The 23,738-nt window shown below is 72.3% G+C and carries 20 protein-coding genes; 9 read left to right on the top strand and 11 right to left on the bottom strand.

Translation table 11 applies throughout. The annotated features are described in order from the left end of the window. Positions 1-10 precede the first annotated feature (10 nt). Both ACQP00_RS14400 and ACQP00_RS14395 read left to right on the top strand, forming a co-directional pair. Positions 11-1,675, top strand: coding sequence for a glycoside hydrolase family 3 protein (locus ACQP00_RS14400; protein ID WP_433219145.1), 1,665 nt, complete (start codon positions 11-13; stop codon positions 1,673-1,675). A 41-nt stretch (positions 1,676-1,716) separates the two neighbouring features. Then, positions 1,717-2,244, top strand: a complete 528-nt coding sequence (locus ACQP00_RS14395; RefSeq protein ID WP_433219143.1) for a GNAT family N-acetyltransferase — start codon at positions 1,717-1,719, stop codon at positions 2,242-2,244. Here ACQP00_RS14395 and ACQP00_RS14390 read toward each other — a convergent pair. Then, positions 2,241-2,828: an NAD(P)-dependent oxidoreductase gene (locus ACQP00_RS14390; protein WP_433219141.1), complete on the bottom strand. Its 588-nt coding sequence runs from the start codon at positions 2,826-2,828 to the stop codon at positions 2,241-2,243. The two genes, ACQP00_RS14395 and ACQP00_RS14390, sit on opposite strands and share 4 nt — an antisense overlap. Continuing rightward, on the bottom strand, positions 2,828-3,601 hold the full coding sequence (locus ACQP00_RS14385) for an inositol monophosphatase family protein (protein ID WP_433219139.1): 774 nt from the start codon (positions 3,599-3,601) through the stop codon (positions 2,828-2,830). Before ACQP00_RS14385 ends, ACQP00_RS14390 begins: the two co-directional genes overlap by 1 nt. Before the next feature lie 67 nt (positions 3,602-3,668). Here ACQP00_RS14385 and ACQP00_RS14380 point away from each other — a divergent pair, with 67 nt between their 5' ends. Continuing rightward, positions 3,669-4,556 (top strand): LysR substrate-binding domain-containing protein, encoded by an 888-nt coding sequence (locus ACQP00_RS14380; protein WP_433219137.1) that lies wholly within the window; start codon positions 3,669-3,671, stop codon positions 4,554-4,556. A gap of 1 nt (position 4,557) precedes the next feature. On the opposite strand, the gene ACQP00_RS14375 is transcribed toward ACQP00_RS14380, so the two are convergent. From ACQP00_RS14375 to ACQP00_RS14365, 3 genes are read right to left on the bottom strand one after another with little or no spacing between them, the layout of a single operon-like run. Then, positions 4,558-6,036: a dolichyl-phosphate-mannose--protein mannosyltransferase gene (locus ACQP00_RS14375; RefSeq protein ID WP_433219135.1), complete on the bottom strand. Its 1,479-nt coding sequence runs from the start codon at positions 6,034-6,036 to the stop codon at positions 4,558-4,560. A 24-nt stretch (positions 6,037-6,060) separates the two neighbouring features. Then, entirely contained in the window at positions 6,061-7,107 is a 1,047-nt protein-coding gene (locus tag ACQP00_RS14370) for a SecDF P1 head subdomain-containing protein (protein ID WP_433219133.1), read from the bottom strand. Positions 7,108-7,150: 43 nt separating this feature from the next. Continuing rightward, a complete protein-coding gene (locus tag ACQP00_RS14365; protein ID WP_433219131.1) occupies positions 7,151-7,744 on the bottom strand; it encodes an SET domain-containing protein-lysine N-methyltransferase in 594 nt (197 codons plus the stop codon). 66 nt (positions 7,745-7,810) lie between these two features. Here ACQP00_RS14365 and ACQP00_RS14360 point away from each other — a divergent pair, with 66 nt between their 5' ends. The 6 genes from ACQP00_RS14360 to ACQP00_RS14335 all read left to right on the top strand — a co-directional run bounded on the left by ACQP00_RS14360 (position 7,811) and on the right by ACQP00_RS14335 (position 16,096). Then, positions 7,811-8,272: a GNAT family N-acetyltransferase gene (locus ACQP00_RS14360; protein ID WP_433219129.1), complete on the top strand. Its 462-nt coding sequence runs from the start codon at positions 7,811-7,813 to the stop codon at positions 8,270-8,272. A gap of 2 nt (positions 8,273-8,274) precedes the next feature. After that, positions 8,275-9,060 carry a GNAT family N-acetyltransferase gene (locus ACQP00_RS14355; protein ID WP_433219127.1) on the top strand — a complete coding sequence of 262 codons (786 nt, stop codon included), beginning with the start codon at positions 8,275-8,277 and terminating at the stop codon, positions 9,058-9,060. 105 nt (positions 9,061-9,165) lie between these two features. Continuing rightward, positions 9,166-11,889 (top strand): carbohydrate-binding protein, encoded by a 2,724-nt coding sequence (locus tag ACQP00_RS14350; protein WP_433219125.1) that lies wholly within the window; start codon positions 9,166-9,168, stop codon positions 11,887-11,889. Positions 11,890-11,990: 101 nt separating this feature from the next. After that, complete coding sequence (locus ACQP00_RS14345; RefSeq protein ID WP_433219123.1) at positions 11,991-13,373, top strand: hypothetical protein; 1,383 nt, start codon at positions 11,991-11,993, stop codon at positions 13,371-13,373. A gap of 128 nt (positions 13,374-13,501) precedes the next feature. Further along, positions 13,502-14,788: a glycoside hydrolase family protein gene (locus tag ACQP00_RS14340; RefSeq protein WP_433219121.1), complete on the top strand. Its 1,287-nt coding sequence runs from the start codon at positions 13,502-13,504 to the stop codon at positions 14,786-14,788. 204 nt (positions 14,789-14,992) lie between these two features. Then, the gene (locus tag ACQP00_RS14335) at positions 14,993-16,096 is read left to right on the top strand and encodes a hypothetical protein (RefSeq protein WP_433219119.1); all 1,104 of its coding nucleotides are present in this window, start codon (positions 14,993-14,995) and stop codon (positions 16,094-16,096) included. A 19-nt stretch (positions 16,097-16,115) separates the two neighbouring features. Here the strand turns inward: ACQP00_RS14335 and ACQP00_RS14330 are convergent, their stop codons facing one another. The 6 genes from ACQP00_RS14330 to ACQP00_RS14305 form a co-directional block, all read right to left on the bottom strand. Continuing rightward, on the bottom strand, positions 16,116-17,069 hold the full coding sequence (locus ACQP00_RS14330; protein ID WP_433219118.1) for an anti-sigma factor RsbA family regulatory protein: 954 nt from the start codon (positions 17,067-17,069) through the stop codon (positions 16,116-16,118). Further along, positions 17,066-17,902 (bottom strand): MEDS domain-containing protein, encoded by an 837-nt coding sequence (locus ACQP00_RS14325; protein ID WP_433219116.1) that lies wholly within the window; start codon positions 17,900-17,902, stop codon positions 17,066-17,068. The genes ACQP00_RS14330 and ACQP00_RS14325 overlap by 4 nt, the downstream gene beginning before the upstream one ends. A gap of 137 nt (positions 17,903-18,039) precedes the next feature. Then, entirely contained in the window at positions 18,040-18,858 is an 819-nt protein-coding gene (locus ACQP00_RS14320; RefSeq protein ID WP_433219114.1) for a carbohydrate ABC transporter permease, read from the bottom strand. Continuing rightward, on the bottom strand, positions 18,855-19,718 hold the full coding sequence (locus ACQP00_RS14315; protein ID WP_433219112.1) for a carbohydrate ABC transporter permease: 864 nt from the start codon (positions 19,716-19,718) through the stop codon (positions 18,855-18,857). Before ACQP00_RS14315 ends, ACQP00_RS14320 begins: the two co-directional genes overlap by 4 nt. A gap of 4 nt (positions 19,719-19,722) precedes the next feature. Next, positions 19,723-21,033 carry an ABC transporter substrate-binding protein gene (locus ACQP00_RS14310; RefSeq protein ID WP_433219110.1) on the bottom strand — a complete coding sequence of 437 codons (1,311 nt, stop codon included), beginning with the start codon at positions 21,031-21,033 and terminating at the stop codon, positions 19,723-19,725. A gap of 6 nt (positions 21,034-21,039) precedes the next feature. Beyond that, entirely contained in the window at positions 21,040-23,628 is a 2,589-nt protein-coding gene (locus tag ACQP00_RS14305) for a family 78 glycoside hydrolase catalytic domain (protein ID WP_433219109.1), read from the bottom strand. Between the last annotated feature and the right edge of the window lie 110 nt (positions 23,629-23,738).

The following is a 23,738-nucleotide window of genomic DNA, read 5'->3' as shown; positions in this document are numbered from 1 at the left end:
AGATTGATGCATGTTGCGACGATCTCTGCTGGTTGGTGCGGTTGGTTCCCTGGTGGTCGCGAGCCTGCCCGACGAGGCCGCGGCGGCGCCCGCTGACCCGCTGGCGGGGATGACGCTGGAGGAGAAGGTCGGGCAGATGTTCGTCGGGTACGTCTACGGCGACAACGCCACCGCCCCCGCCGCGGCCGACGCCGCCGCGAACCAGGCCCACTACGGGGTGGCCAGCGGGGCCGAGGTCGTGCAGCGGTACCACCTCGGCGGTGTCATCTACTTCTCGTGGAGCCACAACCTGGCCAACCCGCCCCAGATCGCCGCGCTGTCGAACCAGCTGCAGGCGGCCGCCCGCGCCGACACCGGGATCCCGCTGCAGATCAGCACCGATCAGGAGGGCGGGATCGTCACCCGGATCGGCGCCCCGCTCGCGGTGTCGCCGGGCAACATGGCCATCGGCGCGACCCAGGACCCGCTCAACGCGCTGGGGGCGGCCCGGATCAGCGGCGAGGAGCTGCTGGCGCTGGGCATCAACGTGGTCGACGCGCCGGTCGTGGACGTGAACACCAACCCGCGCAACGCCGCCGACGGACCCCGCGCGTTCGGCGACCGCACGGCCCAGGTCTCGCTGTTCGGCGCGGCGGCCGTCGCCGGCTACCGGCTGGCCGGGATCGGCGCGCAGGCCAAGCACTTCCCCGGCCTCGGCGACACCACGGTGAACACCGACAACGGCGTGGCGGTGACCAACGAGACGCGGGCCCAGATCCTCGCCACGCACGTGCCGCCGTTCCGCGCCGCGATCGCCGCCGGCGTGCCCAGCATCATGGCCGCGCACATCGTCGCACCGGCCCTGGACCCGTCCGGCGCGCCGGCCAGCCTGTCCCGCCCGATCGTCACCGACCTGCTGCGCCGGCAGCTGCGCTACGACGGGGTGGTCATCACCGACGCCCTGGACGCGGCCGCGCTGGCCGGCATCCCGCAGGCGAAGATCGTGCTGGACGCCATCGACGCGGGCATCGACCAGCTGCTGATGCCGGCCGACCCGCCCGCCGCGATCCAGGCGGTGCTGGACGCGGTCGCCGCGGGGACGCTCAAGGAATCCCGGATCGACGAGTCGGTACGCCGCATCCTGCGCATGAAGCGCGAGCTCGGCCTGTATCGGCGCGGCGACGTCTCCACCGCCCCGGTCGTCGGCACCCCGGAGCACCTGCGGACCATGGCCACGATCGCGGCCCGCTCCATCACGAAGCTGCGCGGCGGCGGCATTCCCCTCGCGGCCGGCGCGCGCGTGCTGGTGACCGGCTGGGGCGTCGGCACGACGCAGACCCTGACCGACGCCCTGAACGCGCGCGGGGTCACCGCCACCCGGCTGTGGACCGGATCCCCGTCCGCCGCGGTGATCGCCCAGGCCGTGGCGGCCGCCGCGACCGTGGACGCCGTGGTGGTGACGACCAACAACGTGTGGGCCGACGCCACCCAGGTGGCGCTGGTCAAGGCCCTGGTCGCGACCGGGCGGCCGATCGTGGCGGCCGCGGTCGGCGGACCGTACGACCTGGCGTCCTTCCCGGAGGTGCCCGGGTTCCTGGCCGCCTACGGCTACCAGCCGGTCTCGCTCACCGCCCTCGCCGACGTGCTCGTGGGCCGGGCCGACGCCCCCGGCCGGCTCCCGGTCACCATCGCGTAATTGCGTCGCGGGCCCGTTGCCGCGGGTCTAGCGTGGCGCGGATGACGCTGACGATCCGGCACGAGCGGGACGACGACCACGGCTCCGTGCGGGAGGTGCAGGGGCAGGCGTTCGGCGACGGTGACCGGGTGCCGGGGCTCGTCGACGCCCTGCGCGCCCTGCGGCCCGTCTCGCTCGTCGCGGTCGCCGGCGAGCGGGTCGTCGGCCACGTGATGCTCAATCCGTGCCGGCTCGACGCCCCGCGCCGCCTCGTCGACGTGTACTCCCTGTCCCCGCTCGCCGTCCTGCCCGAGTTCCAGGGGCAGGGCATCGGCACCGCGCTCGTCGCGCGGGCGCTCGAAGAGGCGGAGGGCAGCGGACTGCCGCTGGTGTTCCTGGAGGGCTCGCCCCGCTACTACGGCAAGCGGGGCTTCGAGGACGCCACCGAGCTGGACTTCCGCCCGCCGACCCTGCGCTACCCGCCGGGCACGTTCCAGGTCGCCCGGATGTCGTCCTATGAGGACTGGATGACCGGCACCTTCATCTACTCCGACCCGTTCTGGGCCCACGACTGCGTCGGTCACCGCTAGCCGAGGACGGCGACCGGCTGTCCCGCGAAGACGGCCGACTCGGCCTCGTCCAGCATCGCCGCGGCCACCGTCGCCCGGCTCACGCTCGCCGGGAACAGCCGGCGCGGCACGTCCGGCAGCGCCATGGTCCGCCGCGCGGCCGACAGCGGCCCGTCGGTCAGCGGGCCCGCGTGGAAGACCGTGCCGCCCGCCGCGAGCACCGTCTCGGTGGCCGCCACCCGGTCCGGGAGTTCCTTGCGCATCATGGTGCCCAGCAGCGCCCGGGTCAGCGCGCCCGCCACGGGGGCCGACGGGCCGGTGCCGAGCGCGGCCAGCCAGACGATCCGCGCGCCCGACTCGGCCGCCGCCCGCGCCCCGGCGGTCAGCGCGCCCGGCGCCTCGCCGTTCGCGATGCCCAGGCCGGACAGCACCACCTCGGCGCCCTTGAGCGCGAGCGCGATCGCCGCCGGGTCGCGGACGTCCGCCGTGACCCCGCCCGGGCGTGGTGACCGGGAGACCGGCCGGACCGTGTGCCCGCGTTCGAGGGCCTGGCGGACCAGTTCGCGGCCGGTGCCGCCGGTCGCGCCCAGAATCGTCAGCTCCATCAGAGGTCCGCCATCGCCTTCAGGGCCTCCGCGTGCAGCGCCGGCGGTGCGACCAGCAGGCTCGCCGCGCCGGGCCGCCACGGTGCGCCGGTCAGGTCGGTGGCGAGCGCGCCCGCCTCCGTCGCCAGCAGCACGCCCGCGGCCACGCCGGTCAGCGCCGGCTCGTACTGCCAGAAGACGTCCGAGCGCCCCTCCGCGAGGGCCAGCAGCGGGAACGTCGTCGGGATCGTCGTGCGGACCAGCAGCGCGCGGGACATCAGGGTGCCGATGGCGGCGCCGATGCGGGACTTGAGCGCGGCCGGTTCGTCGCCGACCTGGCTCGTCTCGACGATCGCGTCGGCGAAAGCGGATTTCGGCGACACTTCCAGCCGATGGCCGTTGACGAACGCGCCGCCGCCCCGGGTCGCGGTGTAGAGCAGGTCGCCGACCGGCTGGTAGACCACCGCCAGCTCCACCTCCCCGTCGCGGACCAGCGCGATGTCGACGCACCACTCGGGGCGGCCGTGCAGCAGGTTGACCGCGCCCTCCACGTCGTCGACGGCCCACCACTCCCCCGCGCCGAGGGCGGTCCGCTCCTCGTCGTCGCTGACCCAGCCCGCCGCCGGGCGGATCGCCCGCAGCGCCTCGCGCAACGGGTCCTCGAAGTCCAGCGCGCCGGCCCCGGCGCGGATCGCGTCGCGGCCGGTGAGGCGGTTCGCCGGGGAGTACAGCTTCAGGAGACGCGCGCCGAAGTCCCGCGCCGTCTCGACCACCGGTTGCAGCAGCAGTTCCATGCCTCCCAGTGAACGGGGCGAACAGCAGTGCGGCAAATGCATCCTTGGTACGGCTACCGTTACCCACGTGCACTCATTGGACCTGAATCTGCTGACCGCCCTCGACGCGCTCCTGGAGGAGGGCAGCGTGCTCGGCGCGGCGCGGCGGCTGCATCTCTCGCCGCCCGCGATGAGCCGGACGCTGGGGCGGATCCGGCGGGCCACCGGCGACGCGATCCTGGTGCGGACCGGGCGCACCATGGCGGCCACGCCCTTCGCGCTGCGCGTGCGGGCCGACGTGCACCGGCTCGTCGAGGAGGCGCAGGCCCTGCTCGCGCCGGACGCCGAGGTCGACCCGGCCACCCTGCGGCGCACGTTCACGCTGCGCTTCCACGACGCCATCACCGCCTCGGTCGGGCCGCGGCTCGTGGCGGCGGTGCACGGTATGGCGCCCGGCGTGCGGCTGCGCTTTCTCGGCGAGGCCGGGGACGACACCAGCGACCTGCGCCACGGGCGGGTCGACGCCGAGATCGGGGCGACCGAGCCGGAGCTGCCGGAGATCCGCTCCGAGATCCTCGGGTACGACGCCCGGGTCGTGGCGGTGCCGCTGGGCGTGCGCGGGAAAACGTTGGGGCTCGGGCGGTACACGAAAATGGCGCATGTCATCGTGTCGCGGCGCGGACGGCTGCGCGACCCGCTCGACGACGCCCTGGAGGCGCGGGGGCTGGCCCGCTCGACGGTGGCGTCGGCCCCGACGGTCGACGCCGCGCTCGCGCTCGCCGGCGCGCTCGGGGCCGCCGTCACCGTGCCCGGCCGGATGACCGCGGACGCCCTGACCCGCCACGGCATGCAGCCGCTGCCGCTGCCCCTCGAAGCGCCGCCGGTCCCGATCGTGCTGACCTGGCATCAGCGCAACGACACCGACCGGGCGCACGCGTGGCTGCGCGACGAGATCAGAGCGGCGTTCGCCCGGTGAGTCAGACCCAGCGGTTGCCGAGCCACAGCCGGTCCAGCCAGTCCTGGTACGGGATCGGCGTGCCGGTGAAGATCGGGTAGAAGTACGCGAAGCAGAGGGCGACCAGCAGCACGTACACCCCGGCGATGACGGCTCCCAGGGTGCGCCGCTCGCCGCCGGGCGGGCCGATGATCGCCCCCAGCACGTAGACCACGGCCAGCACGAGGAAGGGCTCGGCCGGCAGGGCGTAGAAGATGTACATCGTGCGGTGCGCCGGCATCGACTGGAACCAGGGCACGATCCCGGCCAGGGCGGCGGCCATCACGAACCACGCCCGGCCGTCGCGGCGGGCGAACCCCAGCCAGCCGAGGGCGGCCAGGGCCGGCAGGAACGACCACCACAGCAGCGGCGTGCCGAGCAGCAGGACCTCGGACGCGCACTGGCTCGCCCCGCACGCCTCGTCGGTCTCCCAGGAGAACACGACGGGGCGGCCGAGCAGCAGCCACTGCCACGGCCACGACTGGTACCGGTGCGGCTTGTCCAATGTGGAATGGAACTGGTAGGCCGTCTCGTGGTAGTGGACCAGGTTGACGATCGCGTCGAACGGGCGGTCGTGCGGGAGGTTGTGCGAGGCGGCGTACCAGTGCCGGAAGTAGCCGTCGTCGCTGAGGAACCAGCCCCACCACGTGTTGAGGTAGGCGAAGAGCGCAAGCCCGACGATGGCGACGAGCCAGCCCGTCGCGGGCAGGATGCTCTCGGCGATCCAGTGCCGCACGCCCGCGCTGCGCCGCGCACCCATGTCGAAGGCGACGGCGGCGAGGGCGAACAGGATGAGGTACCACAGCCCGCTCCACTTGACGCCGCAGGCGAGCCCGAGCGAGATGGCGCAGGCGATGCGGTACCAGGGAATCCCGAGCTTCGGCCGCAGCGTGTCACCGCGCGCCTCGACGATCGCCAGCCAGCGGGCCCGGCGCTGTTCGCGGTCCAGGACCAGGAAGAAGAACGCGACGACGATCCAGAACAGCAGGAAGATGTCGAGCAGCGCGGCCCGCGAGAGCACGAAGTGCATGCCGTCGAGGGCCATGAGCAGCCCGGCGGCCGCGGCGAGCACCGTCGAGCGGAACAGCCGCCAGGCCGCGAGCATGACGAGCACGATCGCCGCCACCCCGACCAGCACCGCCGAAATGCGCCAACCGAAGGAGTTGTACCCGAAGAGCCACTCCCCCGCCGCGATCATCCATTTCCCGAGGGGTGGATGCACCACGTACTCCGGCTGCCCGCCGAGCGGCTCCCACTCCACGCCGTGCTGCAGCAGGTCCCACGCCTCGTTGGCGTAGTACACCTCGTCGAACATGATGTTCTTCGGATGCGTCAGCCCGACGAGCCGCAGCGCCAGCGCGATCGCGGTCACCACCCCGGCGGCGAGCCAGAACTGCCGCGGATACGGCCCGGGCCGCCCGAGCCGCCGCCGCGCGATGCTGATCCGCTCCCCCGTGGTCACCGCCCGATCGTAAGGCCCGGCCGATTACGCCACGGTCCCGGTGGCGGTGATCGTCACCTGCGCCGGCAGCGCCCCGGAACTGAGGGTGGCGGCGAGCGAGGTGGCCCCGTCCCGCTCGGCCAGCGCACCGCCGGAGATCTCGGCGTCGCCCGGGATGACCCCCTGGATCATCGGCGCCGACACCACCTCGTCGTCCACGAGGATGGCCACCTGCCGCTCGAGCGCCTCCCGCGTGAGGTCGGTCCACTTCCCCTGCCCGGCCGGGGTAAAGCTGATCTTGACGACGTAGGACCCGATGTCCGCCCGTGTCCCGGCCTCCGCCCCGGCCAGCTCCGCCCCGGTCACCTTGGCCACGTCGAGCCGGTACTTGACCCGGTCGTCACACGCGGTCACCGCTTCACCGTCGGCGAGCACACCGGCCGGCCGGTGCCCGAGCATCGTGCAGCTGACGCCCGGCACGTTGTACTGCATCCCGGCGGGCAGCGCCGCGACCTCGGCACACGTCAGCTTGTCGAACCCGGTCAGCCTCGCCCCGGCCGGGTCGTCGGGTTCGGTGAGCGCCGCGGCGGCCGCGTAGGTGGCGTCGCCGAGTTTCGCCTTGGCCGACGCGAGCGGCCCGCCGGCGTCCCCCGGCACCTGCACTCCGGCCTGGCAGTCGGCCGTGGCCGCCCCGATCGGCGTCTGGTCGAGCACCTTCCGGAACGTCAGATGCCCCGGTTCGAGGACCGCCTTGACCCGCCCGGCATCGTCGTGGGCCGCGGTGACCCGCAACGTGTCGGCCGCGGTCTTGTCGACGTGCGGCCGGTCGACGTCGAGCGTCCTGAGCCGGTCCTGGAGGATCCTGCGGGTCTCCTCCATCGTCCAGTCGTCGGGCGCCCGCCCGTCCTCGCCGGCGACCCGCAGCGTGTAGGCGACGTCCCCGGACCGCGCGCCACCGCCGAAGCGCGCGGTGAGAAAGACGGCGGCGGTGATCGCGCCGGCGATCAGCATCAGCACGACAAACCCGATCACAAACCAGAACCACGTCGGTGTACTGCGCGGACGACCGACCACGACCGGCGGAAGCGACATGCCGCCAGGGTACGACCGGGTCCCAAGGGCGGCCCGCGAGCGCTCAGCCCAGGTGCTGGTACACGAGTTGCCAGTTGCCGGCGACGACCTTCAGCAGCATCGTCACGTGCCGGCCGCCGGACGTGGCGGAGCAGAGCGCCTCCCAGCGGCCGGTGCCGACGAGCCAGGCGGGGTCGTGCACGCGATGCCGGCCGAGCACCGCTTCGCGGCCGTGGTGCGGTACGCCGTCGCGCCACAGGACGGCATCGGCGGCGACGAGCTCGGGCCGGCGGGCCGGGTCGTCGTTCCAGGCGGCGAGAAACGTCGCCAGCTCGCGGGCCGTCTCCTGGCCGGCGTCGATGGTGATCGCCTCGCCCGCCGCGATCGGCCGCCGCGCGACGTCGCAGGCGCGATCGAAGTCCTGGTAGCACGACGGGTCGTCGGCGTGGTTCACGTAGCGGGCCGGCGCCGGGTACAGGTAGCGGCGGCCCCAGTAGCTGTGCACGAACAGCTCCTCGCCCGCCGGCAGGGCCGCGTACTCGCGGGCGTCGAGCTCCCGCAGCTCGTACGCGACGACGACCTCGCCGGCCGCGAAGTCCCGCTCGGCCCAGAGCCCGCGGCCGCCCAGGTTGCCCGCGCCGATGCGCACCCCGCTCATCCGCGCGACGATAACCGGTTCGTAATGACTTTGCCGGGTGCGGCGGGGCGGTGCGACGCTGCGGCGGTGACGCTGGAACTGAACCTCGTGGACCCGGCCGCCGCCGAGGCGCTCGTCCCGGTCCTGCGCGACGCGGAGGAGGGCGACGACCGCATCCGCGCGACGATCGCCGACCCGCACTGCAAGTCCTACGCGGCCCGGGACGGCGGCGCGCTCATCGGGGCGGCCGTCGTGCGGCTGAGCCCCGGCGAGCCGGCCGAGATCGTGTACATCGCGATCGCCCCCGAGCACCGCCGCCGCGGCCATGGGCGGCGCATCCTGGCCGCGCTGCAGGCCGGCTACCCGGCGGGGCTGATCGTCGGCACGGCCACCTCGTCGCTGGAGAACATCGCGTTCTACCAGGTGTGCGGGTTCCGCATGCTGCGCGTACACCGGGACTTCTTCGCCTACGTCGACCCACCGATCGCCGAACACGGCATCCCGATGCGGGACATGATCGTGTTCTCCTACGAACCCGAAGGTGACTGACCATGTTCTGTTCCACCGATCTCGCCGCGCGGCTGGAGCGGGCCGAGGCCGGCCTGATCGCGGCGGCGGTGCCCGGAGCCCGGCCGATCGGCGGCGGGGTGGCCGCGTTCGCGAGCCCCGGGTCGCCGCTGAACAAGATTGCCGGGCTGGGGTTCGCGGAGCTGCCGACCGAGGCCGAGCTGGACGACGTCGAGCGGTGGTTCGCCGCCGCCGGGTCGCCGGTGCAGGCCGAGGTGGCCACGCTCGCCGACCCGGCCGTGGCGGAGCTGCTGACCGGGCGCGGGTACCGGCTCGTCGGGTGCGAGAACGTGCTCGGCTGCGTGCCCTCGCCGCGGCCGGCCGTGCCTGGGGTCGACATCCACCAGGTCTCGTCCGCCGCGGCATTGCGGGAGTGGCTCGACGTCGTCGCCGACGCGGTCATGGTCGACGACACGCAGGGGGTGCCCTCGCACGAGTCGTTCGCCCGCGACACCGTGGTGACGGCGATGCTCGACATGGCCAGGGCGGGGCTGCGGCACTATCTCGCGCGGCGCGACGGGGTGGCGGCCGGCGGGGCGAGCCTGCGGATGGCCGGCGGCGTCGCCCAGCTCACCGGGGCCGCGACCCTGCCGGCCCACCGCCGCCGCGGGGTGCAGCAGGCGCTGCTGGCCGCGCGGCTGCGCGACGCCGCCGCCGAGGCGGCCGAGCTGGCCACGATCACCACGCAGCCGGGCTCGAAGTCGCACGAGAACGCGCAGCGCCAGGGGTTCGACCTGCTGTACACGCGATTGATCCTGGTCAAAGATTAGTGCAGCGGGTGTACAAATTCCGCTCTTGACTCGTCAGCTTGAAGAGTGTTTTCTGCAAATACTTGCGTACGCCGCTACGTGCGCGGGTTCCTGAAGGGACACTCCATGGCCCGATCATCGATGCGTGTCGTTCGCCGGGCGGCGGGGCCGCTGGCCGTGCTCGCCCTCGCGGGGGCCGCGCTCGTCGCCGCCGGCTCGCCCGCCCTGGCCGCCGCCGGCGCGACCACGCCGTTCACCAGCTTCGAGGCCGAGGCCGGGACGCTCGGCGGGGGCGCGAGCACGGTGGCGCTCACCGCCGCCCCGACGACCCAGTACTCCAGCGCCGCCCTGGAAGCCTCCGGCCACGCCTACGTGCACCTGACCGCGACCGGCCAGAAGGTGCAGTGGACGAACACGACCGGCAAGCCGATCAGCGCGATCGTGGTGCGCGCCAGCATCCCCGACGCGGCCGGCGGCGGCGGGATCACCTCGTCGCTGAACCTCTACGTCGACGGCACCTACCGCCAGGCGCTCCCGCTCACCTCGAAGCAGTCGTGGGTGTACGAGGGCAACAACCACTACAACGACAGCGCCGACCAGAACCCGGCCGACGGCAACCCGCGGGTGTTCTTCGACGAGGCCCGCACCTTCGTCACCGGCGCGCCGATCGCGCCCGGGGGCACGTTCGCGCTGCAGCGCGACGCCGCGAACTCGGCCGCCTTCTACGACATCGACGTGGTCGACGTGGAGAACCCGGCGCCGATCGCCCAGCCGGCCGGCTCCATCTCGATCACGTCCTGCGGTGCGGCCGACAATCCGGGCGTGGACAGTACGAGCGCGATCCAGAACTGCATCAACCAGGCGCAGTCGCAGGGCAAGGTGCTGTGGATCCCGGCCGGGACCTTCTACCTCAAGGGCACCAGCGGCCTGCACGCGAACGGCATCACCATCGCGGGCGCGGGACCCTGGTACAGCACCATCTACCGGGCGGTACCGCTGCCGAACCCACAGCCGCTGGGTGCCGTCTTCGACCTGACCTCGTGCACGGTGCGCGACTTCCACATCGACTCCAACGCGACCAGCCGGGCCACAGTGGACGGAGCCGGCGGCGCGATGGACACCACCGGCACCAACTGGGTCGCCGACAACATCTGGACCCAGCACACGCTGTCGGGCTTCTGGGCCTCCGGGACCGGCGGCCAGGTCCGCAACAGCCGGCTGACCACGATTTGGGCCGACGGCATCAATCTCAACAACGTCTCGCTGAACAACTCGGTCGGCAACAACCTGAGCGCAACGAACAACTTCGTGCGCGGCACCGGCGACGACGGCATGGCCATCAACTCGGTCAACTACAACACCGACGGCAACGGCAACCGGACGTACTACACGCCGATGGCCAACACCACGTTCACCCGCAACACCATCATCGCGCCGTGGGGCGGCAAGGGGATCGGCATCTACGGCGGCAGCGGGCACGACGTGGAGTACAACGCGATCAGCGACACCGCCCGCTACATCGGTCTCGGCGCCGGCCGCTTCGGCGTCAACGGCAACGACCTGCTCAGCGCCACGGTCTCGAACAACGTGGTCACGCGTTCGGGCGGCAACGGCTACAGCCAGGGCCAGCCCGCCCTGCACGTCGGCAACGGCGGTGACGGGCAGAACGTCGGCACCGTCGACCGGGTCACGGTGGCGAACAACACCGTGGTGAGCTCGCTGTACGACGGCATCGGCTTCTCCCAGTCGACCAACACCCAGCTGCTGAACAACACCGTCACCAATCCGGGGCGCAACGGCGTCGTCATCGCGCCGCCGTTCTACCCGGCCCCGTCCGGCTCGGCCACCATCACCGGCAACACGGTCAGCGGGCTCAAGGCGGGCAGCAGCGCGTACCTCAACAACTCCGGCGGCTTCGCGGCCACCCTGAGCGGCAACAGCTGGCAGGGCGGCAGCGGCCCGGTCGAGGCGCCGTTCGGCGGCACCCCGGCCGCGATCCCCGGCACGGTGCAGGCCGAGAACTACGACACCGGCGGCCAGGGCCTCGCCTACAACGTCACCTCCGTCAACGGCACCGCGAACGGCTACCGCGCCGACGGCGTCGACCTGGAGTCCACTTCGGACACCGGAGGCGGCTACAACCTCGGCTGGACGAGCAACGGGCAATGGTTCCGGTACTCCGTGAACGTCGCGACAGCCGGCCAGTACACGCTCACGGCGCGGATCGCGGCCCCGAGCGCGGTCACCGGCGCCCTGCACATCGCGAACGCGGCCGGAACCAACCTCACCGGCCCGGTGAACATCCCGGCGACCGGCGACTGGCAGGCCTGGTCGGCGGCGACCGCCACGCTGACCCTCCCGGCGGGTCAGCAGGTGCTCGCCCTCGTGCAGGACACCGGCGGCTGGAACCTCAACAGCCTCCAGTTCAGCCAGGGCACCGGTACCCCCACCCCGACCAACATGGCCGCCGGCCGGCCGACCGCGGAGTCGTCGCACAACCAGACCTACGGCTCGGGCAACGTGACCGACGGCAACCAGGGCACATACTGGGAGAGCGCCAACAACGCGTTCCCGCAGTGGGTGCAGGTCGACCTGGGCTCGGCGCGCTCGGCCACGAAGGTGGTGCTGCAGCTGCCGGCGTCGTGGGGCGCGCGCAACCAGACGCTGACGCTGAGCGCGTCCTCGGACGGCTCGTCGTTCGCGACGGTCACCGCGGGCACCTACACCTTCGGCCCGACGGCGACCATCACGTTCCCCGCGACGACCGCCCGCTACTGGCGTGTAACGATCACGGCGAACACCGGCTGGCCGGCCGGGCAGCTCGCGGAGTTCCAGGTCTGGAACATGTGACAGTCACAAGCGAAAGGCCTGTTCGGCGGCCGGTTTTATGGCTCGCTTAAGTTTCAGTTACCGCCGTCGAACAGGCCTTGCGCGCCCCTATATTCGGCGCCGTGAAGCTCCCCTTCGAACGCTCCCGGCGCCGCGTCGTCATCGCCGCCGTCGCGGGTGTGGCGGTCGTGGCGACGATCGGCGCCGTGGCCGCCTTCTCCTCCTCGCCCGGCGGCCCGGGATCGTCCGGCGACCCCGGCGCCGGGGCGGCGGCCGGATCGTCCGAGGGCACCGGGTTGCTGGCGGCCGCGTCCGGGAGCGCGGCCACGAGCCAGTCGGCCGCGCCGAAGGAGACCGGGCCCTGCGGCCGGACCGCGAGCGCCACCCCCGTGGTGAAGGTGACCGACGTCAGCGTCGGCAGCGCGGTCACCGGCTACGGCCGCGAGGGCGACACCGACCCGCTGCCGATGGCGATCGCCGCGACCCCGGACGGCGGCTCGTGGCTGGCCTGGCTCGGCACCAACGGCAAGGTGTACCTCGGCAAACTCGGCTGCGACGACAAGCTCGCCGGCACTCCGACCAGCTTCGACGGCATCGACCTGCAGGACGTCGCGGCCGACGCGAACGGCGGCGTGCTGCTGCTGACCCGCAAGGGCGAATGCCACACCGGCCCACTCTGCGGCGGCTCGTCGAGCCCGTGCAACACGATGCACATGGTCCGGTTCGACAACAACGGCAAGCAGGTCTGGGAGCGCCAGGTCACCAACCTGAGCGCGAGCCTCGGCGGCTACGACAACGGCGCCCGCTTCGTGTGGTGGTACCAGCACCACGGCCGGCTCGCCACCGACGGCAGCAACTACGCGGCGTACTTCGGCGTCGCCATCACCGTCCAGAACGGGTCCTGTGTGGACATTCACGAGGGCGACCGGATGCAGGTGGTCAGCGCCGGCGGCGGCCTGGTGAACCACAAGGACGCCTTCGAGGTCGGCTGCAGCCACAGCTGGGGCACCCGGATCGCGTGGGATCCCCGCACGAGCCACTTCGCGATGGTCTGCGCCACGGACAACAACTGCCGCATCGCCCAGCCGCACCCGTACCGCACCGTCTCCGCCGGCACCTGCGACAACACCCTGTTCGGCGGCGACCTGGTGCTCGCGAGATCGGCCGGCTACTGGACCGCCTGGAGCCAGGGCGGCACCGCCCGCCTGTCCCACTTCACCACCGGCGCCGCGGACACGACGAAGCAGACCTCCGCCAAAACCTCCCATCCGCACCTGGTGACCTACTCCGGCCGGATGCTGCTCGCCTGGGAGTCGGGCTCGGCGATGGCCGCGCAGGTCTACGACGCCGGCAGCGGCGCGACGGTCGGGGCCCAGTTCACCATCGGCGTCAAGGACCACAACTATCAGGCGTTCAAGGCGTACCCCGACGGCAGCGCGGCCTACCCGGCGGCCGGGGCCAACAGCTTTTCAATGAAGATCGCGCGCGTGATGCCTTTGACCTGAACCCGGGAGAGCGCTCTCTCAAGTTTGGCTTACGACCCGCTTAAGTCGGGCCGTTCGGCTTGACGGCCCTGCGCCACATGGACGAGTTTGAGCGTCGCAAGCGTTCCGCGACCGTCCCGAGGAGAGCCATGTCGCCCGGCCGCAAAACCCTGTTCGCCCTGCTCGCCACGGCCGCCGTGGTCAGCGCCGGAGTGGTGGGGCTGCATGCCGCCGCCGCCGCGACCGGCGCCCCGATCACCGGCATCGCGGGCAAGTGCGTCGATGTCGCGGGCGCGAACGCGGCCAACGGGACCGCCGTACAACTGTGGACCTGTAACGGCACCGGCGCGCAGGCGTGGACGGTCAACACCGACGGCAGCATCCGCGCGCTGAACAAGTGCCTGGACGTGACCGCCGCCTCGAGCGCGGACGGCGCCAAGGTCCAGCTCTACGACTGCAACGGCACCGGCGCCCAGAAGTGGGCCGCGGGAGCGGGCAACCGGCTGGTCAACACCGGCTCCGGCAAGTGCCTGGACGCCAGCGGCAACAGCTCGGCCGACGGCACCCGGCTGCAGATCTGGACCTGCACCGGCAACGCGAACCAGCAGTGGAAGCTGCCCGGCGGCACCGGCACCACGGCCGCGCCCACCGCGACGGCGACCCGCACGCCGTCCCCGACCCCGTCGGCTTCCCGCACCGCGACGCCCACGGCCAAGAAGAAGGGCGTCAGCACCTGGCAGTTCACCGGCCTCTCGGCCGCGGTGACCAACGTCGGCGCCGGCTGGTACTACAACTGGTCGACGAACAACGACTCGATGCCCGCCAACGCCGAGTTCGTCCCGATGATCTGGGGCGCCGGCGCGGTCACCGACAACGACCTGGCCAAGGTGAAGGCCGAGGGCAAGACCCTGCTCGGCTTCAACGAGCCGGACCTCAAGGAACAGTCGAACATGACGGTCGAGCAGGCCCTGTCCCTCTGGCCCCGCCTGGAGGCCACCGGCATGCGGCTCGGCAGCCCCGCGGTCGCCTACGGCGGCGACACCCCGGGCGGCTGGCTGGACCGCTTCATGACCGGCGCCCGCCAGCAGAACCGCCGCGTCGACTTCATCACCCTGCACTGGTACGGCTCCGACTTCTCCGACGCCGCCGTGGGCCAGTTCCTCGGCTACGTCGAAAAGGTCCACGCCCGCTACAACCTGCCGATCTGGATCACCGAGTACGGCCTGATGAACTTCACCGGCACCCCGAAGTTCCCGAACACGGCCCAGATCACGTCCTTCATCACCCGCACCACGACCCAGATGCAGGCGACGTCGTACATCGAGCGCTACGCCTGGTTCTCGCTCCCGGCGGTCGGCGACTCCCTGCCCTACGGCCTGTACAAGGACGGCACCACCCCGACCCCGGCCGGCGAGGCCTATCGCGCCGCCGCCTAGCTTCCGTCGTCAGGCGTCACCCTCGGCCGGCACGCGTCCCGAACCGCGTGCCGGCCGAGCTACTCTCCGCACCATGCCCTGACCAACCCATGCCTCCCCCCGCCGCGGCGAGAGCGGAGCCGGCCTACTCAAACGCCGCGCGGCGGCTGCTCGGAGATCACCGCGGGCGCGGCGGCACGGCGGTGATCAATGTAGAGTAACCGCGTGCTCACTGCGGCGATAACAGCGGGGAACGCGCAGGCGGCCGACTACTGTCATCGGCGGCGGCCGGCCGAGGTCCGGTGCTTCTACGTGATCAACCCGCGGTCGCCGCACGGCGAGTGGGCGTTGCGCGAGATCATCCGGCCCGCCTTCCTCGCGCTGCGGGCCGAGTACGGGCTCTCCGTCGAGCCGCTCGCGTTCGGGGACGTGCCCGCGCCGCGGCCGGAGCTGATCACCTACGTCGTCTACGGGCCAACCGATCCGCTCGAGATGGGCGAGGACGAGAAGGTGTACCTCGCGTCGCTGGCCGCGAGCGGCGTGCGGACGAACGTCGTCTCGGCGTACGAGCTCACCCCCGAGGGCACCGACCGGCCCGGCTACGAGCGGGCCCACACGGCCGTGCCCGAGCTGTGCGACGCGCTCGACGTCAACGCGATCTACCCCGACGAGCTCGACCTGGTCCGCGGCGTGCGGACCAACACGTGGCAGGACGTCTACGTCAACGTCATCGGCGAGACGATCCGGGTGAAGTACACCGCGACGCGCAGCCTCGACCCGGGCGACCAGGCGGTGCGGGAGCGGCTCGGCGCCCAGCACGCCGGGGAGATCGCGGAGCTGGCCCGGCTGCACCGCGAGCACCACCTCTGGCAGCGCAAGCCGTGGACCGACGGGTCGATCGTCTTCGCCCACGACGGGCACTGGTTCGTCTCCCAGACGGTGACCGACAAGACGCTGATGACCCCGGCCGACTTCGACCTCGTCACCTCCTACGACGAGGGCCGGCGGGCGCTGACCTACACCGGGCCGCGGCTGCCGAGCTCCGACGCCCCGGAATACCTCATGCTGAGCTCGCTGCTGAGCATGCACGGACGCCGGCCGCGGCTCATGGTGCACTTCCACCACCGCGAGCTGACCCGTGGCGAGCGCTACCGCGAGCTGGTCACCTCCACCACCGTCGAGTGTGGACAGTTTGCGGCCGGCCGCCGGTTCTACGCCGAGCTGCGGGCCCGCTCCACCGACTGGTTCATCATCCGCGAGCACGGGATGGTGTGGACCGGCGACTCGGCGGCGCAGTTCGAGGCGTTCTGCCGGCGGGTGCTGGGCTAGCGGCGCGCCGGAAGGCCGGTCACGGGTCGGGCTGGCCGGCCACCAGCCGGACGGTGAACTGCCCGCGCTCGTGGCGCAGGTCGACGTGGGCACAGATCTGGTGCGCGATCCAGAGGCCGAGCCCGCCCGTCGGGGTGCGCACGGGGCGCAGGCCGACGACCGGGTTGCGCGGCCCCGGCCCGGCGTCGGCCACCAGGACCAGGATGCGCCGCTCGGCGGTCCACACCCGGACCTCGACCGGCGGGGCGCCGTGCACGAGGGCGTTGGTGACCACCTCGGTCGCGGCCAGCACCAGGCTGCGCAGCTCGGGCTGGGAGATGGTGCTGTGCCCGCCGGCGGCGATGACGGCCGCGCGGACCTCGGAGGGCATCGGGTCGGTCAGCTCGGCCCGGGGCCGGGTCACTTCGAGCGGGTCGTTCCAGGTCGAACGGCGCTCGCGCAGGAACGTCTCGGGGTCGGCGAAGTCGGGGTTGGCCCGGTGCCCGCTCGGCGTGGCGATGTACGGGTGGGTCCGCCGCACCTGGGCGAGGACCTCGGCCGGGGTGTTGCGCACGTCGTACGGGCACAGCCCCCACAGCGGGAAGTCGTCGTACGCGCTGTTGATGACCGCCTCGTAGCGGGCCCACCAGTCCCAGGGCACGCCGACGCCGGGGTGCGGGACCTCGCCGGCGATGCGGATCTGGTCCGCGCCCGCGGCGACGTGGTCGGCGAGCAGGCCGCGGTAGCGGTGGATGGCCGTGGCCGGGCGGGAGTAGTGCTGCTCGCCGTCCATGAACACGACCCCGGCGTCCGCGCCGATCGCGTCGCGCAGCAGGTCCTGCCGGCGCGCGCCGAAGGCACACACGACCGGCTCGCCGGCCGCCACCCCGTCGGCCAGGAACGGCGTGAGGATGGCCAGGAACTCCTCGTCGGTGCGGTAGAAGGCGGCCTCGTGGAAGAACCCGCGGTGCCCGGCCGGGGCGCCCGCCCTCACGCGTCCGCCTGCCGCACGAGCTCCAGCAGTCCGGCGAGGCGGCGGCTGGCCCCGGTGAGGCGCAGGCCCGGGACCCGGCGGGCGGCCCGCACGAGCGCGGAGGCGGCGGCCACGTCGGCGAAGTTGAGGCCGGTCAGGTCGATGGTGAGCGGGTCGGTGCCCGGCAGGTCGGCCCGCAGCCCGTCGAGCACGGCGATCAGCGCGGCCCGGTTGGCGATGTCGGCCTCGCCGGTCAGCGCCAGCCCGCGGGGCTCGGCGGTGTGGCGCATCCGCAGCTGCGGCGGCTGCGGGTCGTCGGGCTCCAGGGTGCCGGGGTGGGTGGCGATGTACCGCCGCAGCCGCGCGGGCGTGAACGTCGCGCGGTCGTACAGGCAGACCCCGCGGGCGAAGCCGCGCGCGAAGATCCGGTTGACCTCGGCCTCGTACCAGGGCAGCCGCTCGGTGCCGGGAACCGCGCCGGTGGCCCAGCTCATGTCCGCGATGATCCGCAGGCCGGAGTGGCCGTCCCGCTCGGCCCGCCCGACCACGTCGCGCCAGTCGGCGGCGGTCCGCTCGGCGTCGAAGCGCCCGGCGGCCAGGTAGCTGTCGGTGGCGCTGCAGACCAGGAGCCGGCCGTCGCGCAGCGCCTCGGGCACCCGGGCGTCGGCCTCGGCGAGCGCGGCGGCGAGCGTGGCCGGGTCGTCCTGGACGGTGCAGCAGATGACCTTGTCGCCGTCGGCGAGCCCCTCCCGGACGAAGTCCGCCATGAGCCCGGCGCGCACCTGGGCGCCGACGTACGGCACGCAGACGTGGTCGCCGGCCTGCAGCCCGGCCAGGGTCGCGGTGCCCGCCACGTCGTCACCTCACTCGCAGTACTCGAATCATCACACGGTACCGCGTGCGGTGATCGTCACCGATGCTTGCGAGCGGGTTCCATCCGCGCGGGCTACGCCACCCGGCCGGTCGGCGCGACCCGATCGTCCGGTCGGCGTCAGCCCTTCACCGCCCCCGAGGTCATGCCGGCCACGATCTGCCGGTTGAAGAACACGAACATGATCAGCGGCGGAACGGTGATCAGCAGGATGTTCATGAACAGCAGGTTGTACTGCGCGCTGTACTGGCTCGAGAAGTTGTACAGGGTCAGCTGGACGGTCGCGTTCTGATCGCCCGGCAGGAAGTACAACGGGCTGGTGAAGTCGTTGAAGACGGCGACCGACTGGACCACCACGGTGGTGATCGCCACCGGCCGCAGCAGTGGCAGGACGACCCGGAAGAACAGCCGCAGCGGCCCCGCCCCGTCGATGACGGCGGCCTCGTCGAGCTCCTTGGGGATGGTGGCGATGAAGGCGCGGAAGAGCAGGATGCTGAACGAGAGCCCGAACGCGATCTCGACCAGGATCAGCCCGGCCATGGTCTTGAACAGCCCGATCCCCTGCAGCACCCAGATCGTCGGCACCACCGCCGGCGGGATGATCAGCCCGGACAGCACCAGCAGGTCGATCACCCGGTTCCACCGGCTGCGGCGGCGCTGCAGCACGAAGGCGACCATCGCGGCCAGCACCACCATGGCGGCCACGCTGGACACGGTGAGGATCGTGCTGTTGATGAACGCGATCACCAGCATGTAGTCGCGGGCCTCGATGACGTCGACCAGGTTGGTCCACGGCTGGAAGTGCTTGGGCCAGCTGAACGCGGGCAGCGCGGCGTCCTGCCGGTCCTTCACCGCGTTGAGCACGATGAACAGGAACGGCACCACGAACACCACACCGGAGACGAGCACCGCGACGGCCCCATGCACGTGACGTCTCATTGTTCGACCTCCTTGCGGCCGAGAAACCAGTACAAGGGCAGCACCAGGGCGGTGACCACGAGGAACAGCACGACGTTGCCGGCGGTCGACAAGCCATAGAAGCCCGCCTGGTACTGCTTGTAGATCACCGAGGCGATCACGTCGGACGTGAACCCGGGCCCGCCGCGGGTCATCGCCCAGATGAGGTCGAACGAGCGCAGGCCGCCGATGAGCGAGAGGATCACCACGGTGACCGTGGCCGGGCGGGCCAGCGGCAGCACGAGGTGCCGGAAGTTCTGCACCGGGCCGGCGCCGTCGACCCGGGCCGCCTCGAAGTACTCCTGCGGGATCGACACGATGCCGGCGATGTAGATGAGCGTGGCCAGCCCGACCCCCTTCCACACGTCGACCAGGGCCACCGACAGCAGCGCGTAGTGCGGGTCGGTGAGCCACCCGGGGCCGTCGACGCCGACGGCCCCGAGCGCACCGTTGATGAGCCCGTGCTCCGGGTTCATCAGCACGGTGAAGGTCAGCCCGACGCCGATGGTGCTGACGAGGACCGGGAAGAACACGACCGAGCGCAGGTAGCCGCGGGCCGAGAGCCGCGAGGTGAGCAGCACCGCCAGCAGCAGCCCCAGGACCACCTTCAGCCCGCACGTGACCACGGCGTAGACGATGGTGTTGGTGAACCCCTTGACCAGGGCGGGCTCGTCGAAGAACTGCCGGAAGTTGTCCAGGCCGATGAACTGCGCGTCGAACAGGCTCCAGCGGGTCAGGCTGAACCAGAACGAGGCGAAGGTCGGGACGAGGAACAGGGTGCCGTAGACGAGCGCGGCCGGCAGGTAGAACCAGTACGGATAGGGGCTCCTGGCTCTGGTCATGTTCTTACCAGCCCGGCAGGCCGAGCTGCTGGGCCTGCTTCTTGACGTCCTGGTCGTAGAGCGCGGCGCCGTCGGCGGCCTTGCGGATGCCCGAGCCGACCTCGACCGTGATCTGCTCCAGCGAGGGGCCCTTCACCGGCGACAGGAACTCCAGCGCGGGGCTGTTGGCGCCGCTGTCGAAGTACGGCTGCATGTCCTTGATCGGCGCGGCCACGTCGGCCGGCAGCGTGCAGCCCTTCACGAGGAACGGGCCGAACGGGGTGGTCGCCTTGGCCATCGCGTCGCAGCCGTCCTTGCTCGCCACGAACGCGAGGAACTTGCGGGCCGCGTCGAGCTTCTTGCCGGTCGTCGACTTCGGGACGTACACGCCGGCCGGCTCCCAGACGGTGAGCCCGTTCTTCGCGGCGTCGTCGCCGGGCAGCGCGAAGAAGCCGATGTCCCCCATTTTGTCCGGGGCCTGCGAGGTGATCGTGCCGACCGCGAACGTGAGCATCGGGTAGTGCGCACCCGTCCCGTCGGCGAGATGCTTGATCCCGGCCTCGAGCTTGGTGGAGGCGAAGTCCGAGCTGAGGTACCCCTGGTCGTGCACCTCCTGCAGCCGCTGGAAACTCTTCAGCGCGGCCGGGGTGCTCGCGTACTTGGCCTTGCCCGCGGTGTACTGCTCGGCGAAGTCCGGCTGGGCCGTGGCCACGTTGTGGAAGTCGGCCAGCACGATGAGCTGCGACGTCCACGTGTCCTGATAGGTCTGCACCACCGGGGCGATGCCGGCCGCCTTGATCTTCGCGTTGTTGGCCATGAAGTCGGCCCACGTCTTCGGCACCTGCAGGCCGAGCTTGGCGTACACCGCCTTGTTGTAGAGGATGCCGCCGCCGGTCGCCCCGCCGAACGGCACGCCGTAGAGCTTGCCGCCGGCCGAGACCGTCGACTTGAACGTGCCGTCGAGGTCACCCACATACGGCTGGTCGTCGAGTGGAGCCAGGTTCTGCTCCGGCTTCAGGGCCGCGAAGAGCGAGCCCGAGTTGTACATGAAGACGTCCGTCATGTCGCCTGTGGACAGTCGCGTCTTGACCACGTTGTCGCCCTCGGTGCCTTGCGGCCGGGTCTCCACCTTGACGGTGACGCCGGTCTTCTTGGCGTTGAAGGCGTCGGCGAGCCCCTGGGCGGTCTTGAGGCTCGCGTCGGAGTTGTCGGCCAGGAAGGACAGGGTCTCGCCGTCGCCGCTGCCGCCGCTGGAGCCGAGGTCGCCGGCGCTGCAGCCGCCGAGGGCCAGCGCGGTCGCGGTCAGCGCTATGACGAAGGGGGATCGTCGTTGCATGTTCGGTCACTCCTCTTCTGGGGTGTGGAAGGGGTGTGCGGCCCGGACCGGCGGGGGGTCGTCGGCCGGGGTGCGAAAATCGCAGGTGTACTCGTGGACGCCCGGACCGGCCTCGGCCGGCTGGTCGGCGCCGGGGAGTTCGACGCGGGCGGTGACCCCCGGCGGGAGGGCCACGGTGACGTGCAGCCGGCCGCCGGCGCGCCGCCAGCCGACCGTGATCCGGCCGTACGGGCTGTCGTGCACCGCCTCCGCCCGCCCGAGGCCGCCGCCCGGGCGGGGGCGGACGAGGACGCGGCGGTACCCGGGTGCGGCGGGGGCCAGCCCGGCGACGGTGCGGTGCAGCCAGTCGGCGACCGCCCCGAGCGCGTAGTGGTTGAACGAGGTCATCTCGCCCGGGTTGACGGTGCCGTCGGGCAGCAGGCTGTCCCAGCGTTCCCAGATCGTGGTGGCGTCCATCGTGACCGGGTACAGCCAGGACGGGCACTCGCGCTGCAGCAGCAGGTGGTACGCGTCGTCGTCGGCCCCGGCCAGGGTGAGCGCGTCGCAGATGAGCGGGGTGCCGGCGAACCCGGTCCCGATCCGGTGCCCCTCCGCCGCCACGAGCTCGACGAGCCGGCGCCCGGCGCGCTCCCGCTGCTCCTGCTTGGCGAGCAGCCCGCCGGTCAGCGCGAGCGCGTACGCGGTCTGCGCGTCGCTGGCCAGCCGCCCGCTCGGCGTCACGTATTCGGCGTTGAACGCCTCGGCCACGGCGGCGGCGTGGGCGGCGTAGCGGGTCTGGTCGGCTGTCTCGCCGAGCTGCCCGGCGATCGCGGCCAGGAGCCGGGCGCTGCGCACGTGCGCGGCCGTGGCCACCAGGTACGGGTCGGTGCGCGCGTCCGCCGGGCGCTCGGGCGGGGCCGCCGGGTCGAGCCAGTCGCCGAACTGGAACCCCTCGTCCCACCGGCGGCGCTCCCCGGCGAGGGCGGCCACCTGCTCGACCCAGGCGCGCATGCTGCGGTACTGCTGCCGCAGAATCCCGGTGTCGGCGAACCGCTCGAACAGCGTCCAGGGCGCGTCGACGGCCGCGTCGCCCCAGACCGCCGCCGGCCGGGGCGGGCCGAGCAGCTCGACCCACGGCACGTAGAACGGGACCGTGCCGAGCTCCTCCTGCTCGGCCGCGAGATCGGCCAGCCACGAGGTGAGCAGCCCGGCACAGTCGTAGAGGTACGCCGCGGTGGCCGCGAACACGGCCAGGTCGCCGGTCCAGCCGAGCCGCTCGTCGCGCTGCGGGCAGTCGGTGGGCACGTCGAGGAAGTTGCCGCGCATGCTCCACACCACGTTGTCGTGCAGCCGGTTGAGCAGCGGGTCGTCGCACGTGAACCAGCCGGTGCGGGTCATGTCGGTGTGACAGACGACCGCCTCGACGCGTTCGGTCTCCCCGGTGATTTCGGCGTACCGGAAGCCGTGCACGGTGAAGCGCGGCTCCCACGTCTCCGGGCCGCCCCCGCGCCGGGTGTACTCGTCGCGGGCCTGTGCCTCGCGCAGCGGGCGGGTGTAGAGCTCGCCGTCCTGGAGTACTTCCGCGTGGCGCAGGACGACGGTGGTGCCCCGCTCCCCCACGGTCGTGATGCGCAGCCGGCCGGTCAGGTTCTGTCCGAAGTCGACGATGGTCCGGCCGTCGCCGGTCGTCCGGCTGCTGACCGGGCGCAGGATCTCGGTGCGGCGCACCGGCGGGCCGTCCGGCGCGACGAGGCGAGCGGAGTCCAGGGGCCGCTCGGTGACGGGGGCCCAGTCGCGGTCGTCGAAGCCGGGGCGGGACCAGCCGTCACGTTCCAGGCGGGCGTCGTACCGCTCGCCGTCGTACAGGCCGGTGGCGGTGATCGGACCCGGGGCGCTGCGCCAGTCCCCGCCGGACGCGATGACGTGCCGCGAGCCGTCGGCGCAGGCCACCTCCAGCTGCACGGCGAGGGCGGGCCGGTCGCCGTAGACACCGCGCCGCCCGCCGCGGAAGCCGAGCCGCCCGGCGTACCAGCCCTCGGCGAGCCAGGCCCCGATCGCGTTCGGTCCCTTGTGGAGCTCGTTCGTGACGTCGAACGTCTGGTACCGCAGCCGGTGGTGGTAGCTCGTCCAGCCGGGCGCGAGCACGTGGTCGCCGACGCGTTCGCCGTTGAGCTCCAGCTCGTACACGCCGTGCGCGGTCGCGTAGAGCCGCGCCCGGACCGGCTCGGCGGGCAGCTCGAACTCCCGCCGGAACAGCGTCGCCGGCCCGTCGTCGGTGGTGATCGGCTGTCCGTTGATCAGGGTCGCCTGCAGCGCCTGGCCGAGGAGCCCGGCCTCGACCCGGATCGGCGCGCTGACCGCCTCCGATCGCCCGGTCCAGACCCGGACCGCGACCTCGCGCTCCTCGCGGGGCCGCAGCGGCGCGGCCGGCCAGTCGACGAGCACCTGCTCGACCGACTCCACCCGGCCGGTGCCGGCCCCGCCGATGATCAGCTCGTACGCGACCTGGGTCTCACCGGCCACCTCCGACTCGACCCGCCAGGACAGCCGGGGCCGGGCGGTGCCGAGCCCGATCGGTTCGCGGACGTGCTCGGCCCGCAGTTCGACTACGTGCATGGTTTTGGGGTGCCAATCTCGTTGTGAAACGATTCAACGCCACGTCTCGGGCGGCTGGGGCGGAGCGCGCTGGGGCGGATTTCGTAGAGCGTTCTCCACATGTTGGGCTC

The sequence above is a fragment of the Dactylosporangium sp. CS-047395 genome (assembly GCF_050942185.1).
Lineage (GTDB): Bacteria > Actinomycetota > Actinomycetes > Mycobacteriales > Micromonosporaceae > Dactylosporangium.
The sequence above is the reverse complement of the archived record's forward strand: the minus strand, read 5'-3'. Positions and strand labels throughout refer to the sequence as shown.

Excerpts from the sequence above, each read along its gene's own strand:
- ACQP00_RS14400 (WP_433219145.1), top strand. The coding sequence starts at position 11 with ATGTTGCGACGATCTCTGCTGGTTGGTGCGGTTGGTTCCCTGGTGGTC.
- ACQP00_RS14395 (WP_433219143.1), top strand. The coding sequence starts at position 1,717 with ATGACGCTGACGATCCGGCACGAGCGGGACGACGACCACGGCTCCGTG.
- ACQP00_RS14390 (WP_433219141.1), bottom strand. The coding sequence starts at position 2,828 with ATGGAGCTGACGATTCTGGGCGCGACCGGCGGCACCGGCCGCGAACTG.
- ACQP00_RS14385 (WP_433219139.1), bottom strand. The coding sequence starts at position 3,601 with ATGGAACTGCTGCTGCAACCGGTGGTCGAGACGGCGCGGGACTTCGGC.
- ACQP00_RS14370 (WP_433219133.1), bottom strand. The coding sequence starts at position 7,107 with ATGTCGCTTCCGCCGGTCGTGGTCGGTCGTCCGCGCAGTACACCGACG.
- ACQP00_RS14365 (WP_433219131.1), bottom strand. The coding sequence starts at position 7,744 with ATGAGCGGGGTGCGCATCGGCGCGGGCAACCTGGGCGGCCGCGGGCTC.
- ACQP00_RS14355 (WP_433219127.1), top strand. The coding sequence starts at position 8,275 with ATGTTCTGTTCCACCGATCTCGCCGCGCGGCTGGAGCGGGCCGAGGCC.
- ACQP00_RS14350 (WP_433219125.1), top strand. The coding sequence starts at position 9,166 with ATGGCCCGATCATCGATGCGTGTCGTTCGCCGGGCGGCGGGGCCGCTG.
- ACQP00_RS14340 (WP_433219121.1), top strand. The coding sequence starts at position 13,502 with ATGTCGCCCGGCCGCAAAACCCTGTTCGCCCTGCTCGCCACGGCCGCC.
- ACQP00_RS14320 (WP_433219114.1), bottom strand. The coding sequence starts at position 18,858 with ATGAGACGTCACGTGCATGGGGCCGTCGCGGTGCTCGTCTCCGGTGTG.
- ACQP00_RS14315 (WP_433219112.1), bottom strand. The coding sequence starts at position 19,718 with ATGACCAGAGCCAGGAGCCCCTATCCGTACTGGTTCTACCTGCCGGCC.
- ACQP00_RS14310 (WP_433219110.1), bottom strand. The coding sequence starts at position 21,033 with ATGCAACGACGATCCCCCTTCGTCATAGCGCTGACCGCGACCGCGCTG.
- ACQP00_RS14305 (WP_433219109.1), bottom strand. The coding sequence starts at position 23,628 with ATGCACGTAGTCGAACTGCGGGCCGAGCACGTCCGCGAACCGATCGGG.